The sequence below is a fragment of the Mesorhizobium sp. M1D.F.Ca.ET.043.01.1.1 genome, assembly GCF_003952385.1.
GTDB lineage: Bacteria > Pseudomonadota > Alphaproteobacteria > Rhizobiales > Rhizobiaceae > Mesorhizobium.
This window is the reverse complement of sequence record NZ_CP034444.1, coordinates 4,377,652-4,392,627: the sequence shown is the minus strand read 5'-3', so window position 1 is coordinate 4,392,627 and position 14,976 is coordinate 4,377,652. Positions and strand designations below refer to the sequence as shown.

The 14,976-nt window shown below is 64.4% G+C and carries 12 protein-coding genes; 2 read left to right on the top strand and 10 right to left on the bottom strand.

Annotated features, from left to right (window positions below; genetic code table 11):
- Window positions 1–1,041, bottom strand: coding sequence for a D-xylose ABC transporter substrate-binding protein (xylF, locus tag EJ067_RS21325; RefSeq protein WP_126087228.1), 1,041 nt, complete (start codon window positions 1,039–1,041; stop codon window positions 1–3).
- 349 nt (window positions 1,042–1,390) lie between these two features.
- Here xylF and EJ067_RS21320 point away from each other — a divergent pair, with 349 nt between their 5' ends.
- Window positions 1,391–2,626, top strand: a complete 1,236-nt coding sequence (locus tag EJ067_RS21320) for an ROK family transcriptional regulator (protein ID WP_126087227.1) — start codon at window positions 1,391–1,393, stop codon at window positions 2,624–2,626.
- 144 nt (window positions 2,627–2,770) lie between these two features.
- Here EJ067_RS21320 and phoB read toward each other — a convergent pair whose 3' ends face one another.
- The 7 genes from phoB to EJ067_RS21285 all read right to left on the bottom strand — a co-directional run bounded on the left by phoB (window position 2,771) and on the right by EJ067_RS21285 (window position 12,246).
- Entirely contained in the window at window positions 2,771–3,460 is a 690-nt protein-coding gene (phoB, locus tag EJ067_RS21315) for a phosphate regulon transcriptional regulator PhoB (RefSeq protein ID WP_010911896.1), read from the bottom strand.
- An 18-nt stretch (window positions 3,461–3,478) separates the two neighbouring features.
- Window positions 3,479–4,186: a phosphate signaling complex protein PhoU gene (gene phoU, locus EJ067_RS21310; RefSeq protein ID WP_126089683.1), complete on the bottom strand. Its 708-nt coding sequence runs from the start codon at window positions 4,184–4,186 to the stop codon at window positions 3,479–3,481.
- Between the two features lie 17 nt (window positions 4,187–4,203).
- Window positions 4,204–5,007, bottom strand: coding sequence for a phosphate ABC transporter ATP-binding protein PstB (gene pstB, locus EJ067_RS21305; protein ID WP_126087226.1), 804 nt, complete (start codon window positions 5,005–5,007; stop codon window positions 4,204–4,206).
- Complete coding sequence (gene pstA / locus EJ067_RS21300) at window positions 5,004–5,855, bottom strand: phosphate ABC transporter permease PstA (protein ID WP_126087225.1); 852 nt, start codon at window positions 5,853–5,855, stop codon at window positions 5,004–5,006. The genes pstB and pstA overlap by 4 nt, the downstream gene beginning before the upstream one ends.
- A 3-nt stretch (window positions 5,856–5,858) precedes the next feature.
- Window positions 5,859–6,845 (bottom strand): phosphate ABC transporter permease subunit PstC, encoded by a 987-nt coding sequence (pstC, locus tag EJ067_RS21295; protein WP_126087224.1) that lies wholly within the window; start codon window positions 6,843–6,845, stop codon window positions 5,859–5,861.
- 63 nt (window positions 6,846–6,908) lie between these two features.
- The gene (gene pstS, locus EJ067_RS21290; RefSeq protein ID WP_126087223.1) at window positions 6,909–7,967 is read right to left on the bottom strand and encodes a phosphate ABC transporter substrate-binding protein PstS; all 1,059 of its coding nucleotides are present in this window, start codon (window positions 7,965–7,967) and stop codon (window positions 6,909–6,911) included.
- A gap of 505 nt (window positions 7,968–8,472) precedes the next feature.
- On the bottom strand, window positions 8,473–12,246 hold the full coding sequence (locus tag EJ067_RS21285; RefSeq protein WP_126087222.1) for a PAS-domain containing protein: 3,774 nt from the start codon (window positions 12,244–12,246) through the stop codon (window positions 8,473–8,475).
- 848 nt (window positions 12,247–13,094) lie between these two features.
- Between EJ067_RS21285 and EJ067_RS21275 the strand changes: the two genes are divergently transcribed.
- Entirely contained in the window at window positions 13,095–13,328 is a 234-nt protein-coding gene (locus tag EJ067_RS21275; RefSeq protein ID WP_126087220.1) for a hypothetical protein, read from the top strand.
- Between the two features lie 87 nt (window positions 13,329–13,415).
- Here EJ067_RS21275 and EJ067_RS21270 read toward each other — a convergent pair whose 3' ends face one another.
- Both EJ067_RS21270 and EJ067_RS21265 read right to left on the bottom strand, forming a co-directional pair.
- Window positions 13,416–13,784 carry a hypothetical protein gene (locus EJ067_RS21270; RefSeq protein ID WP_126087219.1) on the bottom strand — a complete coding sequence of 123 codons (369 nt, stop codon included), beginning with the start codon at window positions 13,782–13,784 and terminating at the stop codon, window positions 13,416–13,418.
- Between the two features lie 280 nt (window positions 13,785–14,064).
- Entirely contained in the window at window positions 14,065–14,958 is an 894-nt protein-coding gene (locus EJ067_RS21265) for a glutathione S-transferase family protein (RefSeq protein WP_126087218.1), read from the bottom strand.
- Between the last annotated feature and the right edge of the window lie 18 nt (window positions 14,959–14,976).

Here is a 14,976-nt window from a genome sequence, read left to right as displayed (position 1 = left end):
TCAGTTGCAGACCGCAACGCTGCCGGCGGCAACGCCCGCGCAGACTTCGTCCTTCTTGATCCAGCCGGCGTCGATGACGACGTTGAGATTGTCCTTGGTGATTGCCACCGGGGTCAGGAACAGCGACTTGACGGTGTTGCCGCCGGGCGTCGTGAAATCCTTGGCGCCGGCGATGTCGGCCATCTTCTTGCCGTCGGCGAGCTGCGAGGCGATCTCGGCGGCGTTCTTGCCGAGTTCGCGCGCGTCCTTCCACACCGACACGGTCTGGGTGCCGAGCGCGATGCGGTTCAGCGCGGCGTGGTCGCCGTCCTGGCCCGACACCGGAACGGTCCCGGCGAGGCCCTGCGCCGTCAGCGCGGCGACGACGCCGCCGGCGGTGCCGTCATTGGCCGCCACCACCGCATCGACCTTGTTGTCGTTGGCGGTCAGGAACTGCTCCATGTTCTTCTGCGCGTTGGCGGGCAGCCAGCCGTCGGTATAGGCCTCGCCGACATTCTTGATCTTGCCGCCGTCGATGGCTTCCTTCAGCACTTCCATGGACCCGGCGAAGAGGAAATCGGCGTTCGGGTCGGCGCCCGAGCCCTTGATGAAGACATAGTTGCCTTCCGGCTTGACCTTGAACACTTCGCGGGCCTGCATGCGGCCGACTTCCTTGTTGTCGAAGGTCAGGTAGAAGACGTCCTTGTTCTCGATCAGCCGGTCGTAGCCGACGACCGGAATGCCCTCGTCCAGCGCCTTCTGCACCGCCGGCCCGATGGCCGAAGCGTCCTGCGCCAGCACGATCAGGGCATTGGCGCCCTGCGAGATCAGGCTTTCGACGTCGGTCAGCTGCTTGCCCGGATTGGACTGCGCGTCAGCGGAAATATACTTGTCGCCGGCCGCCTCGATGGCCTTCTTCATCGCCGCTTCATCGGTTTTCCAGCGCTCTTCCTGGAAGTTCGACCAGGAAACGCCGATCACCTTGTCCTTCGCCTCGGCGACCGACGCGAGCGTCAACGACAAGGCGACACCCGCCAGCATGGCGGTTGCGAATTTCTTCATGATTTCCTCCCTGCGCCCTTGCGGCGCGACCCAGACTGGCCCGAAGGCCGGCACAGAGGCTTTTTTTCGAGCCTCGAAAAAATAGTGATGCAACGCCGAAGCGCTGTCAACTGCGATTCTGATGGTTTTTGAGGTGCCTCGGACTTTTTTTCGAGGCCCGCAATAAATAATGACAGTCCCTGCCGCTTCTGCCACTATCCCAAAACAGTTCCAAGGAAGCGCGACGCTTTCCGCTGGAATTGAACGAGACAATCCAGGGCGGTTCGACGGCTCTGTCCGGAACTGAACCGATCTGGCGCGTCGCCGACGGCCTGCATTATCAAGAGGCCGCGCTGACCGGGAGGAGAAAATGTCGGTCGGAATCCGCCACGACGACCTGCGCCGGCGCAACCGCGCCATGGTGCTTTCGGCCGTGCGCCGGGCCGGCCAGCCGTCGCGAACGGAAATCGCCGCAACCACCGGACTCAGCCACTCGACCATTTCGGCGATCAGCGCGGACCTGATCCAGGAAGGCATCCTGGCCGAGAGCAGGCCGAGCGAGACCGCTTCGCTGAAGCGCGGCCGGCCGCAGGTCGGCCTCGCCCTCAATCCCGAGGTGGCGGCGGTGGTGACGGTGGTGCTGTCGCTGAATTTCCTCTCTGTCGCCGTCATCGACTATGCCGGCCAGGTCATCGCCGAGGAGCAGCGTCGCCTCGATACCCTTACCATGCCGCGCGAAGAGCTGATCGGCGAATGCATTGCGATCGTGCGGCGCCGGCTGGAGGATCCGGACCTCGATGTCGGCAGCGTCGCCCGCCTCGCCATGGGCATCCAGGGCATCACCGATTCCCATGCCCGTGCCATGCTGTGGTCGCCGATCACGCCGCTGACCGACATTCCCTTCGCCGACATCCTGGAAAAGGAATTCGGCATCCCGGCGACCATGGAGAACGACTGCAACATGATGGCGGTGGCGCTGCAATGGCGCGACCCCGACCGCTATCGCGACAATTTCATCGCCATCCTGCTCTCGCACGGCATCGGCATGGGGCTGGTGCTGAAGGGCGAGCTGTTCACCGGCACGCACTCCTCGGGCGGCGAGTTCGGCCACATGATCCACCGTCCGGGCGGCGCGCTCTGCCGCTGCGGACGGCGCGGCTGCGTCGAGGCCTATGCCGGCAACTACGCCATCTGGCGCAGCGCCATGAAGATGAGCGAGGATGCAGAGCCGGTCGATGTCGGCGATGCCGACATGCGCGCGCTCGCCGCCAAGGCGCGCGAGAAGGATGGTCCGGAGCGCGAGGCCTATCGCCGGGCGGGCGAGGCCCTGGGCTTCAGCCTCGGCAGCCTGTTCGCGCTGATCGACCCGGCGCCGGTCGCCATGGTCGGCGTCAGCGCCGCCGCCTTCGACCTGATCGAGCCGGCGCTGCGCGAGGCGATCGCCCAGACCGCCGGCGGCCAGCATTCGCAGTCGATCTCCTTCGATACCGAGCCGAACGAATTGCCGCTGATCCGCGAAGGCTGCGCCATGCGCGCGCTGACCTTCGTCGACCAGGAGATCTTCGCGCCGGGCGTTCAGGCAAGAACGGGCAAGCACGTCGCATAAGCCACAAGCTCAAGCGCCGGGATATGCCGAATCGAGAATGGTGGATTCCGAGAACCGGAACGGAGCGTACTTTAGGTACGTGAGTACCGGAAGCGCAGGAAGCCGCCATTCGCAGGCCGGCCTCACCTGAATATCAGCATATCCCTAATCCTCGCGGATCGCGTAACCCGCCCCGCGGATGGTGCGGATGACATCCGGCATGCGGCCGTTGTTGACCGCCTTGCGCAGGCGTCCTACATGCACGTCCACCGTGCGCTCGTCGATATAGATCGTCTCGCCCCAGACATTGTCGAGCAGCTGGCTGCGCGAGAACACCCGGCCGGGATGCCGCATCATGAATTCGAGAAGCCGGAACTCGGTCGGGCCGAGCCTGATCTCGCTCTTCTTGCGGTAGACGCGGTGCGATTCGCGGTCGAGCACGATGTCGCCGACCTTGAGCACGCTGGACAGCACCTCCGGTTTGGCGCGACGCAGCAGCGCCTTGACCCGGGCCATGAATTCCGGCGTCGAGAACGGCTTGACCAGGTAGTCGTCGGCGCCCGTCGAGAGGCCGCGCACGCGATCGCTTTCCTCGCCGCGCGCCGTCAGCATGATGATCGGCAGCCGTTCGGTCTCGGGCCGCATCCTGAGCCGCCGGCAAAGCTCGATGCCGGAAACCGCCGGCACCATCCAGTCGAGCACCAGAAGGTCAGGCACGTTCTCCTGCAGGCGGATCTCGGCCTCGTCGCCGCGGGTCACCACCTCGACCTGATAGCCTTCGGATTCGAGGTTGTAACGGAGCAGCACCCCCAGCGGCTCCTCATCCTCCACCACCATGATGCGTGGCGCGATCATATAGAGCTACCTTCGCTGTCAGGCCGCCGGCGCCGACATCGCCGTCTCGTCCTGTTTCGGACGGTTCGCGGGCAATTGCGTGCCGGTCAGCACATAATAGGCGTTCTCGGCGATATTGGTCACATGGTCGCCGATGCGCTCCAGATTCTTGGCGCAGAACAAAAGATGCGTGCAAGCCGTGATGTTGCGCGGGTCTTCCATCATGTAGGTCAGGAGCTCGCGGAAGACGGAGGTGTATTTGACGTCGATGCGCTCGTCGTCGTTGCGCAGCTTGGCGAGCGCCGTGGCGTCGCCCGCCGTATATTCCTCGATCACGCCCTGGACCTGGATCAGCACCAGCTGCGCCATCGAATCGATGGAGTGCGACAGGTCGCGCGGCGCGGCGCTGACGCCGACCGAGCCGACGCGCTTGGCGATGTTCTTGGCAAGGTCGCCGATGCGCTCGAGGTCGCCGGCCATGCGGATGGCGCCGACCACGCTGCGCAGGTCGTCGGCCATCGGCTGGCGTTTGGCGATCAGCGTGATGGCGCGGTCGTCGAGCTCGCGCTGCCGCGCGTCCATGATGGCATCGTCGGAGACCACGCGCTGCGCCATCGCGTTGTCGGAGTTGAGCAGAGCCTTGGTCGACGCGCCGACCATCGACCCGGCAAGATCGCCCATGTCACGGATAAGCTGGCTGATCTGCCTCAGATCCTCGTCGAAGGAAGCGACCGTATGGGCCATGATGATGTCCTCGTATGAACTCAGCCGAAGCGGCCGGTGATGTAGTCCTGGGTGCGCTTCTCGCGAGGCGAGGTGAAGATCTTCTCGGTCCGGTCGAACTCGACCAGCTCGCCGAGATACATGAACGCCGTCTGCCGCGACACACGCGCCGCCTGCTGCATGTTGTGGGTGACGATCACGATCGTGTAGTCGGCCTGCAGCTCGTCGATCAGCTCCTCGATCTTGGCCGTCGACAGCGGATCGAGCGCCGATGCCGGCTCGTCGAGCAGGATGACCTCCGGCTTCACCGCCACCGTGCGGGCGATGCAGAGCCGCTGCTGCTGGCCACCCGAAAGGCTCTGGCCGCTGGCGTTGAGCTTGTCCTTGACCTCGTTCCACAGCGCCGCCCGCTTCAGCGCCGACTCGACCCGGTTGTCCATCTCGGCCTTGCTGATCTTCTCATACAGCCGGACGCCGAAGGCGATGTTCTCGTAGATCGACATCGGGAACGGCGTCGGCTTCTGGAACACCATGCCGATCTTGGTCCTGAGCAGGTTGAGGTCCTGCGAGCGGTCGAGGATGTTCTTGCCGTCGAGCAGCACCTGGCCTTCGGCGCTCTGCTTCGGGTAGAGTTCGTAGATTCGGTTCAGCACGCGCAGCAGCGTCGACTTCCCGCAGCCCGACGGCCCGATGAAGGCGGTGACGCTGCGCTCCGGCAGTGACAGGTTGATGTCCTTCAGCGCCTTCGACTGGCCATAGAAGAAGTTGAGGTTCTTGACCTCGATCTTGGCCTTTTCGACGGCCGTCTCGGCTACGTTAAGGTCGGTGGACAACATCGGTTTCATCTGTCCTCTCTGCGTCCGGTAAGGCTGCGGGCGAAAATGCTCAGCCCGAGAACCGTCAGGGTGATTATGAGTGCGCCCGTCCAGGCCAGTTGCTGCCATTCCTCATAGGGGCTGAGCGCGAACTGGAAGATGGTCACCGGCAGGCTGGCCATCGGCGCGTTGAGATTGCTCGACCAGAACTGGTTGTTGAGCGCGGTGAACAGCAGCGGCGCCGTCTCGCCTGAAATGCGGGCGATCGCCAGCAATATGCCGGTGACGATGCCGGAAAGCGCGGCACGATAGGCGACGGAGCGGATCACCACCCAGCGCGGCGCGCCGATGGCGGTGCCGGCTTCGCGCAGCGCGTTGGGCACAAGGTTGAGCATGTCCTCGGTGGTGCGCACCACGACGGGGATCACCAAGATGGACAGCGCCACCGCGCCGGCGATCGCCGAGAAATGCCCCATCGGCCGCACCATCAGCTCATAGACGAACAGGCCGACGATGATCGACGGCGCCGACAAAAGGATGTCGTTGATGAAACGCACCACCGTGGTGAGACGCGAGAAGCGCCCGTACTCGGCCATGTAGGTGCCGGCCAGCACGCCGATCGGCGTGCCGACGATGATGCCGATGATGGTCATCACGATGCTGCCGTAGATGGCGTTGAGCAGGCCGCCGGCGTCGCCGGGCGGCGGCGTCATCTCGGTAAAGACCGCCAGCGAGACACCGGAGACGCCCTTGTAGATCAGCGCGCCGAGGATCAGCGCCAGCCAGGCAAGACCGATGCCCGCGGCGACGACGCACAGCGCCATCATCACGGCGTTCTTGCGCTTGCGGCTCTGGTGGAGCGATGCGGCTGTCGACATCGGTCAGGCTCCCGTGCGGCTATCGATGCGCAACAGCATGTAGCGTGCGAGCGCGAGTATGATGAAGGTGATGATGAACAGGATCAGGCCGAGCGAGACCAGCGAGGACGTATAGAGCTCGCCGTCGGCCTCGGTGAATTCGTTGGCGATGGTCGCCGAGATCGTCGTGCCCGGCGCAAACAGCGAGGCGCTGATGCGGTGCGCGTTGCCGATGACGAAGGTGACGGCCATCGTCTCGCCGAGCGCGCGGCCGAGGCCGAGCATGACGCCGCCCATGATGCCGACGCGGGTGTAGGGAATGGTCACGCGCCGGGTCACTTCCCAGGTCGTGCAGCCGATGCCGTAGGCTGATTCCTTCAGCACCGCCGGCACCGTATCGAACACGTCCTTGGTGATCGAGGTGATAAAGGGCAGCACCATGATGGCAAGGATGAGCGACGAGGTCAGCAGGCCGATGCCGTAGGGCGGACCGGCAAACAGGCTGGAAAGGCCCGGTATGCCGTGGAAAAGGCCGATGATGAAGGGCTGCACCGTCGTCTGCAGGAAGGGCGCGAAGACGAACAGGCCCCAGATGCCGTAGATGATCGAGGGAATGCCGGCGAGCAGCTCGACCGCGATGCCGATCGGGCGCCGGAGCGGGCGCGGGCAGAGCTCGGTGAGGAAGATGGCGATGCCGATGCCGATCGGCACGGCAATGAGAATGGCGATGGCCGAGGTGACGATGGTGCCGTAGATCGGCGCCAGGGCACCGAAATTCTCGGTGACCGGGTTCCAGGATTCGGTGGTCAGGAAGGAGAAGCCGAACTTGGACAGGGCCTCCCACGAGCCGGCGATCAGCGAGATCGCGACCCCGCCGAGCAGGACCAGCACAAGGATGGCGGAAAGGCGCGTGGCCGTCCGGAAGATCGTGTCGGTGAGGGCGAAGCGGCGCACCGTCGCTTCTCTGGACCGCGTGACGGACGGTGCCACGGCTTCGGAAACAGCAGTCATTTAGCCCCTCGCATTTCGAAAGAGACAGGAGGGCGCCGTGGCGCCCTCCCTATTCCGCAGGAATTACATGCCGGAATAGAGCGGCTTGCCGTTCGCGTCGACGATGTCCTTGCCCCACATTTCCTCGACGCTCTTCACCACCGCGTCGGGCATCGGAACATAGTCCAGCTCGGCGGCCATGTCGTCGCCCTTGGCGTAGGACCAGGCGAAGAACTTGAGCGCTTCGGTCGTGGCCGCGGCGTCGTCGGGCTTCTTGTAGACGAGGATCCAGGTGGCCGAAGTCATCGGCCAGGATTCGGCGCCAGCCTGGTTGGCCAGGATCACGCCGTAGCCCGGCTGCGAGTTCCAGTCGGCACTGGCCGCCGCGGCCGAGAACGCCGCAGCGGTCGGCTCGACCTTCTTGCCGTCCTTGTTGACCAGGTCGGTGTAGGTCAGCTTGTTCTGCTTGGCGTAAGCATATTCGACATAGCCGATCGCGCCGCCGGTCTGCGAGACGTTGTTGGCAACGCCCTCATTGCCCTTGGCGCCGATGCCGACGGGCCATTCCACAGCCTTGTCGACGCCGACCTTACCCTTCCAGTCCGCGCTGACGTCGCCGAGATAGTAGGTGAAGTTGAACGTGGTGCCCGAACCGTCTGAACGGTGAACCACGGCGATCGCCTGCGAAGGCAACTTGACGTCGGGGTTGAGCTTCTTGATCGCCGCGTCATCCCAGCTTGTGATCTTGCCGAGGAAGATATCGGCCAGCGTCGGGCCGTCGAGCACGAGTTCACCGGGCTTGACGCCTTCGAGGTTGACGACCGGAACGATGCCGCCCATCACCATCGGGAACTGCGCGAGGCCGGTGCCGTCAAGTTCGTCGCCCTTCAGCGGCGCGTCGGAGGCGCCGAAGGTGACGGTCTTGGCCTTGATCTGCTTGATGCCGCCGCCGGAACCGATCGACTGATAGTTGAGACCGATGCCGGTCTCCTTTTTGTAGGCGTCGGCCCACTTCGCGTAGATCGGATAGGGGAAGGTGGCGCCGGCACCGGAGATGTCCGCAGCCCAAGCGGCGGACAGGGTGAGCGTGGACGCCGTAGCCATTGCGATCGCAACGGCCGCCGAGCGGATGAAATGTCTCATGTGGCCTGCTCCTGTTCGGAATATGGTCTCTTGGCACCGCCTTTTGCCGGCGCCCGTGAGCGCAATAGCTCTCGATTATTACAGTTGCATGACAGTTTCGTGTCAGCCCGGTAACGCCTCATCGGCGATGCCTGGAGGAGCCTGCAGCCGCCCTTTGCGGACCGGCCGGAGTTTGCCGCGGGAATCAGTAACTTGTCTGACTTTTGAGTCAAAAATTATCCCGGCGGCCGGATCTCGGCCGCCGGAAATAAAATCCGGACGAGAGCGCGTTGCCCGAATGCCAGAGCGGATCATGGCATAGCCATCGCCGAAAACAGGGTCCGTTGGGGTAGAGTCGACGCTGTTCCTTGCCGGCGGTCGCTGCTCCCGCCCGTAACCGAAGGGCGGAATCGACAGTGACCATTGTCGCGACTTGGGCTTCGTTTTGTATGGTGCGATCACACCATATGCCCCGCGTCCGATCCGCGGACCCTGCTCGCGGCGGGCAACTCCGCGAGCAAGACTGTTAGCCGGCGCTGCGCCGGACTTCGGCGTTCGACCCGAGCCATCTTTCGAGCTTTTCGAGCAACGCCTTCGGGCTGATCGGCTTCGGCAGGTAGTCGTCCATGCCGGCTTCCAGGCAGCGCTCTCGGTCCCCCTTCAGCGCATGCGCGGTGACGCCGACGATCGGCACATGCGTCCCCATCTCCGCTTCGAGCCGGCGGATGGCGGCGGTCGCCTCCAGACCGCTCATCTCGGGCATCGACACATCCATCAGGATCATGCGCGGGTTGAGCTTGCTGAAGGCGTCCAGCGCCTTGCGGCCGTTGCCGACGATTTCGAACTGATAGCCTGTCTCGCCGAGGATCTGTGTGAACACCAGCTGGTTCACCTCATTGTCCTCGGCGACGAGGATGTCGAGCCCGCGCTCCGCGCCGGCCGGGCGCGGGCGCGCGCGGACGGACGGCGGCTGCAGCAGGGTACGATTCGACGCCGCCGCGGGCACCTGCGGCTGCGATGGCTGCGGCGGCACGCCATGCGCGGAACCGGTTCCGGTTGCCAGCGGCGGCCGGGCGGCCGCCGTTGTGTGGCGATGGCGCTGGATGGTGGCGACCAGCGTCTCCAGGAGGATGGAGGAGCGTGCCGGCTTGATCAGTTGCGCATCGATGCCGAGATCGCGGTAGGCGGCGGTGGCGAGCGACTGGTCGACCGAGGTCAGCATGATGATCGGCGTATGCGCGAGGCCGACCGTATTGCGCACGATGCGCGCCATTTCGGCGCCTGTCATGCCCGGCATCTGGTAGTCGAGCACGACGCAGTCGACAGGCACGCCATAGGCGGCGGCCGCGATCAGCACCTTCAGTCCCTCGGCGCCGCTTTCGGCCGCGCAGGAATCGAAGGTCCACGACGCCATCTGCTCGCTCAGGATCGAGCGGTTGACGGCGTTGTCGTCGACGATCAGCACGCGAGCGCCGGTCACGTCGACCGGCATGATCCGTTGCCCGCCGCGCTCCGCCCGCGGCAGCGTGACGGTGAACCAGAAGGTCGAGCCCTTGCCCTCGGCGCTGTCGACGCCGATCTCGCCGCCCATCAGCTCGACCAGCCGCGAGGTGATGGCAAGGCCGAGGCCGGTGCCCTCGTGCCGCCTCGTCGAGGAGGTGTCGACCTGGCTGAACTTCTCGAACACCAGCTTCAGCTTGTCCTCGGGAATGCCGATACCCGTATCGGTGATCGAGATGGTGAGCCTGGTGCCGGCCGGAACCCGCTCGCCGGTGACGTCGACCAGCACGTGGCCCTCGTCGGTGAATTTCACCGCGTTGCCGAGCAGGTTGGTGACGATCTGCCTGAGGCGGCCGACATCGCCGACGAACTGCCCGTCGAGCCCGGGCTGGACGCGGACGATGAGCTCGAGGTCTTTCTCCTTGGCGCGCGTCGACACAAGCGTCGCCACATCCTCGACCGCCTCGGCGAGATTGAAGGGCGCCGGGTCGAGCACCAGCTGGCCGGCGTCGATCTTGGAGAAGTCGAGGATGTCGTTGATGATGGTGAGCAGCGCGTTGCCCGATTTGACGATGATGTCGGTGAACGTCTTCTGCTTCGGGTCGAGGTCGGACTTGGCGAGCAGCTCGGCCATGCCGAGCACGCCGTTCATCGGGGTCCGGATCTCGTGGCTCATATTGGCGAGGAACTCCGACTTGGCGCGGTCGGCGAGCACGGCGCGCTGGCGCGCCTCGCTAAGCTCGGCCTCGCGCTGCTTCAGTTCCGTTATGTCCGTGGTCGACCCGATCAGGTAGAGCGAGCCGTCGGACGCGATCATCGCGCCCTTGCGCGCGAACTGGTGGCGCACGCTGCCGTCGGGCAGCGTCACCTTTTCCTCGATCTCCTGCGTCTCGCCGGTGCGCAGCACCGCGAGATCCCCCGCGATGAAAGCTTCGCCGTCCGCGCCGAAAATTTCGACGTCGGTCTTGCCGATCGCCTCGTCCTTGCTGAAGCCGGTGAGATCCGACCAGCCCTTGTTGACGTAGAACTGCCGCAGATCCGAGCGCTTGGCATAGATCGACACCGGCACGTTGTCGATCAGGCTGCGGAACACCTCGTTCTCGCTCATGCTTTCCTTGAGCGCCCGCTCCCGCGCCTTGACGTCGGTGATGTCGGTGCTGGAACCGACCAGATGCACCGAACCGTCGATGGCCACCAGCCGGTTCTTGCGCGTCATCAGCTGCCGCACGGTGCCGTCGCGATGGGTGACCGGTTCCTCGACCTCGCGCCCCTTGCCGGTGGCGACGACCTCGGTGTCGTCTTGGCTGTAGCTCTCGGCATCATGGGTGCCGAAAAGCTGGCGGTCCGTCTTGCCGATGACATCTTCCTTGGGGATGCCGGTCAGCGCGCACCAGGCCTTGTTGACGAACTCGATGCTGAGATCCTCTGCCTTGATGAAGGCCGCCACCGGCAGTTCGTCCATGACATGCCGGTAGAGGTCGATCTGGCGCATCGAGTCGCGCAGCGCCTTCTCGCGCGCCTTGAGATCGGAAATGTCGACGCGCACGCCGATGAACGTGCCGTCGTCGGTCCTCATGTCGTAGACCTGGTACCAGCGACCGTCGGGATTCTGGCGCTCGTAGGAGGAATTTGGCAAACGATAGCGCCCGAGCATGGCGTCGAGCCAGCGTTCCTTCTCGATGCTGTAGAGCTTGTCGACCTCGGCGTCGCCGCTCGACCGGAAATAGCCGACGGAATGACCGAGAGTGAGTGCCTCGCGGAACGTGCAGCCCGCTTGCCAGGCCGGTTTCAGCGCCGGCAGCGTATCCTGCAGCTTGCGGTTGGCGAAGACGAATTTGTCGTCCCGATCGTAGATGATGACCCCGGCCGGCAGCGATTCCAGCACGGTGGCGAGGTTCTTGCGCGCATCGTCGGCCTCAGTCTCGCGATGCTTCATGTCGGTGATGTCGACATAGGAGATGAGCCGCTTGCCGCCGGCAAGCGGCGCCAGCGAGGCGATCAGCGTGCGGCCGTCAATGCGCGGCAACTGCCTGGAGCCGGCGACACCCGCCCGGATTTCCGCCTCGCGTTCGGCGATGTGGCGTTGCCAGGCCGCCTCGTCGGCGCCATAGGGGTCGGCGTCGCGGCTCGCCTCCATCAGCTCGCGGAAGCCGCAGCCCACCGTGGCGCGGCGCGGATCGATCTTCCAGAAGTCGTAGAAGGCGCGGTTGATGACCTCCGCCCTGAGATCGGTATCGAGGACGATGACGCCGATCGGCATCGAATCAACCATCAGTCGAAGATTGGTGAACGTCTCGGCCGTCCTGGCGTTGGCTCTCTCGATCTCGGCGTCGCGGCGCTTGACCTCTGTGACATCATAGTAGGTCAGCAGGCGCTTGCCTTCGGACAGCGCCGTCACCGAGAACATCATCGTCCGGCCGTCGGCATGGACGAACTCGCGCGGCGCGACGGATCCGGCGCGGATCTCCGCGATCCGGGCGGCGAGGTAGCGCTGCCACTCCTGTTCGCCGATCTCGCCATAGATGCCGTTGCGGCGGTTGAGGTCCATCAGGTGGCTGAATGGGGCACCGACGGCCACGGCCCCGTCCGGAATCCTGGACAGGTCGCGATAGGCCTTGTTGATGATCAACGTGTCGAGCCGGGCGTCCAAAAGCACGATGCCCATATGCATGGCGTCCATCGTGCGATCGAGATCGGCAAGATGCTGTTCGTTGCCGGACGAATCGTCGCCACGCGCAACCGCTGCTTCGAGGGGATTGCGCATGCCGCCTGTCCCGCCCGTCTCGTCCAAGTCCGCCATGCTGTCGCCACCCCCGCCGAACCGCCTTCGTGGTTCGTCGGCGAACAGTGCCTCAGAAGCATTAACGATCCGCTAACCTTAACGAATTGGAACCACCTCCGCGCAATTCCATTTAGTCAGACCCTGGTCCGATGCCGGCTGCGGTAATCCGCCCGTTGGCTGCCCCGCCGCCACCGCGATATAAGACTGTCCGGGGGTATTGCCGATGCTTGGTCGAATGCTGACTTTTGTTCTCTGCCCGGCGCTGCTGGCGGCAAGCAGCTGCGCGCGCAGCGACGACGGAACCGTCGTCATTCCAAGCCGGATGGACGTCAGGCGCATCTGGGACAAGGCCCCGCCGGGGACGACCGCCTCGAGGCAGGTTGCCTCGGACGTATTTCCGCAGCCTCCGGGCGCGCCTGCGGGTCCCCCCGGCCGAAGACATTTCAGGCCGGCTTCGACGACCCCTTCCCTTCAGCCGGATTTGCCCGATGCTTCCTCCCAGCCGGAGAAGGCGCTGGCCTGCAGGAATGTCAGCGAAGCCGGCAAGCGCTATCGCGTCGTCTGCGAGTAATGCCTGTCACCCGAAAATGCACAGCTGTTTTGGGCGACATGCATAAAACAACGGCTTTAGGCTCATCGTCACGATTGCAAAGTAGAGCGCCTCAATCGGCCTCTTACACTGAGTGTTATGACCGATCTTGTAAATGAATATTACGCTTTCATTTCAAGAATGGGACAGACGCCAAAAACCACTCCGCACCGGCCGGCGCCTGCCAATCGATGTCCGGCGGCCCTCGATCACGGGCTGACGATGAAACCTTTGGCCCGCATCGGACGTTATCTGTGCTGCGCGAGGGAGACTGTCGATGTCCATTCACTTCACCGTCTCTGGCCTGACCAGGAACCTGATCCATTCGCTTGGACTGGATCACGAGCGGGCGCCGAGGCATCTGACGCCGGAGCAAAATCTGCTGCTGGAATGCTATCTGGCCGGACAGATTCCGGAGTCGGCCTGGAACGACTATGTGTTCGAGATGCCGGAGTTGGCAAAGCACGTCACCGCAAGGCGAGGCGCGCATCCTTGCCGCACTGATTGTTGATTGCCCGGGGCAGGCCTTGCCTGGTCCTGGAACAGCGTTCCGGTCACGCGCCGCGGAGCATTTGCGTCGGGATAGCCCCGGCGCTTGCTATTGCTTCGGCGAATTGAACTGAAGCGTGAAGACGTTGCCGGCAATTCCCTTGGCCAATGCCGGCGAAAAGCTGAGCGGCAGGCAGTTGCGCAGGGCCGCGGTGGCCGCGTCGACATAGGCCTGACGCGCCTTGTCGTCGCCGCTGACCTTGATGGCCGTCGGCTTCGGCGGGCCGATCAGCGTGCCGTCGCGCTTGAAGCTGAAGCTCAAGGTGACCGAGGCAGTTCCGGAATCGGCGGGCGGCGTCCAGCACGCTTGGAGGGCGGTGCCGACCTCGTTCATGGTGTTGAGCGACGCGGCATTCGCCGGGAAGAGCGGCGCCAGCAGCACGCCGGCGACCGTCGCAAAACTTGCCGTGTTTCTCATCGCAGGTCCTCGTCCCTTTCGCCGCCCGCACGATGGCATCGTACGATCAACGGGAACGATGACAATAGGATTTCGACCCGCCCGGCGCCGTCGAAATCAGACTGCCGTCATCGCGCGACCGTCGCCAAAAGCAAAAGGCCGGCACGGGGCCGACCTTTCCTTCGCCTTGCCATCGCGCCAGTACATCCGTGGTTCGCGAAGAGGACCGGATCACTTGACAGGGCTTTGGTTAACTAACCATTTAAGCGCGTCGCCTGAATCCGTGTCAGGGCGACACGCTTCAGGCGGCGGCCTGCGACTTGATATGCGCGATATAGCCGCGCACGTCGCCGGCCGGCTCCGCATAGGCCTTGCCGAGCTTCTTCTCGATCGCGGACATATAGTCCTTCGCCCATGCCGGCAGAGCATAGTCGATGACGGCCAGGAACTCGAGCGTCGCCGCCAGACGGATATCGGCGATCGACGGGTTGTTGCCGCCGATGAACGGCTTGCCGTCCCTGAAGAAGGAGTGAAACACCTCCAGCGGCTCCGCGATCGCGGCGGCGGCAGCTTTCTGTGCCTCCGACTTCTTCTCCGGATGGGCGTCGCTATGGCCGACCTCTCCGGCATATTGCGGAAAGCCGAGCGCCGGATAGGTGGCCCTGGCCACATAGGGATAGAGCGTTCCGACCAGGTAGAACATGGCGCTGTCGACCATCGCCCGCTTGGCGGGCGCCTTCGGATAGAATTTGTCCAGCCCGTGCTTGTTGGCGAGATACTGCATGATGGCGCAGCTTTCCCACAGCACGCCTCTCGGAAGCCCCTTGTCCTCGATCATCGGCGTCAGATGCGCCGGGTTCCGCGCCAGGAATTCCGGTGTGCGCGTCAGGCCCCAGGCGTCGGTCTCGGCATGATCGAGGCCGGCCGCGCGGGTGAACACCCTGACCGTCATGTTGTTGACGCTGGGCCTCAGCATGCTGAGCTTGACCGCGGGTCTCCTGGCCGGCTTCGCCCCGGCTTTGGGCGTCGCTTTAGGCGCGGCTTTGGCCGTCGCTTTAGGCGCGGGCTTGGCTGCCTTGGCCGACACCTTGGCGGCAGTTGCTGCCTTTGCCGCGGTTTTCGCCGCCGGCTTTGCAGGCTTCGCCGCTGGCTTGGCCGCGGTCTTCTTCGTTGCTTTCGTTGCTGCCTTTGCCATCTTGGTCCTCCCTGTCAC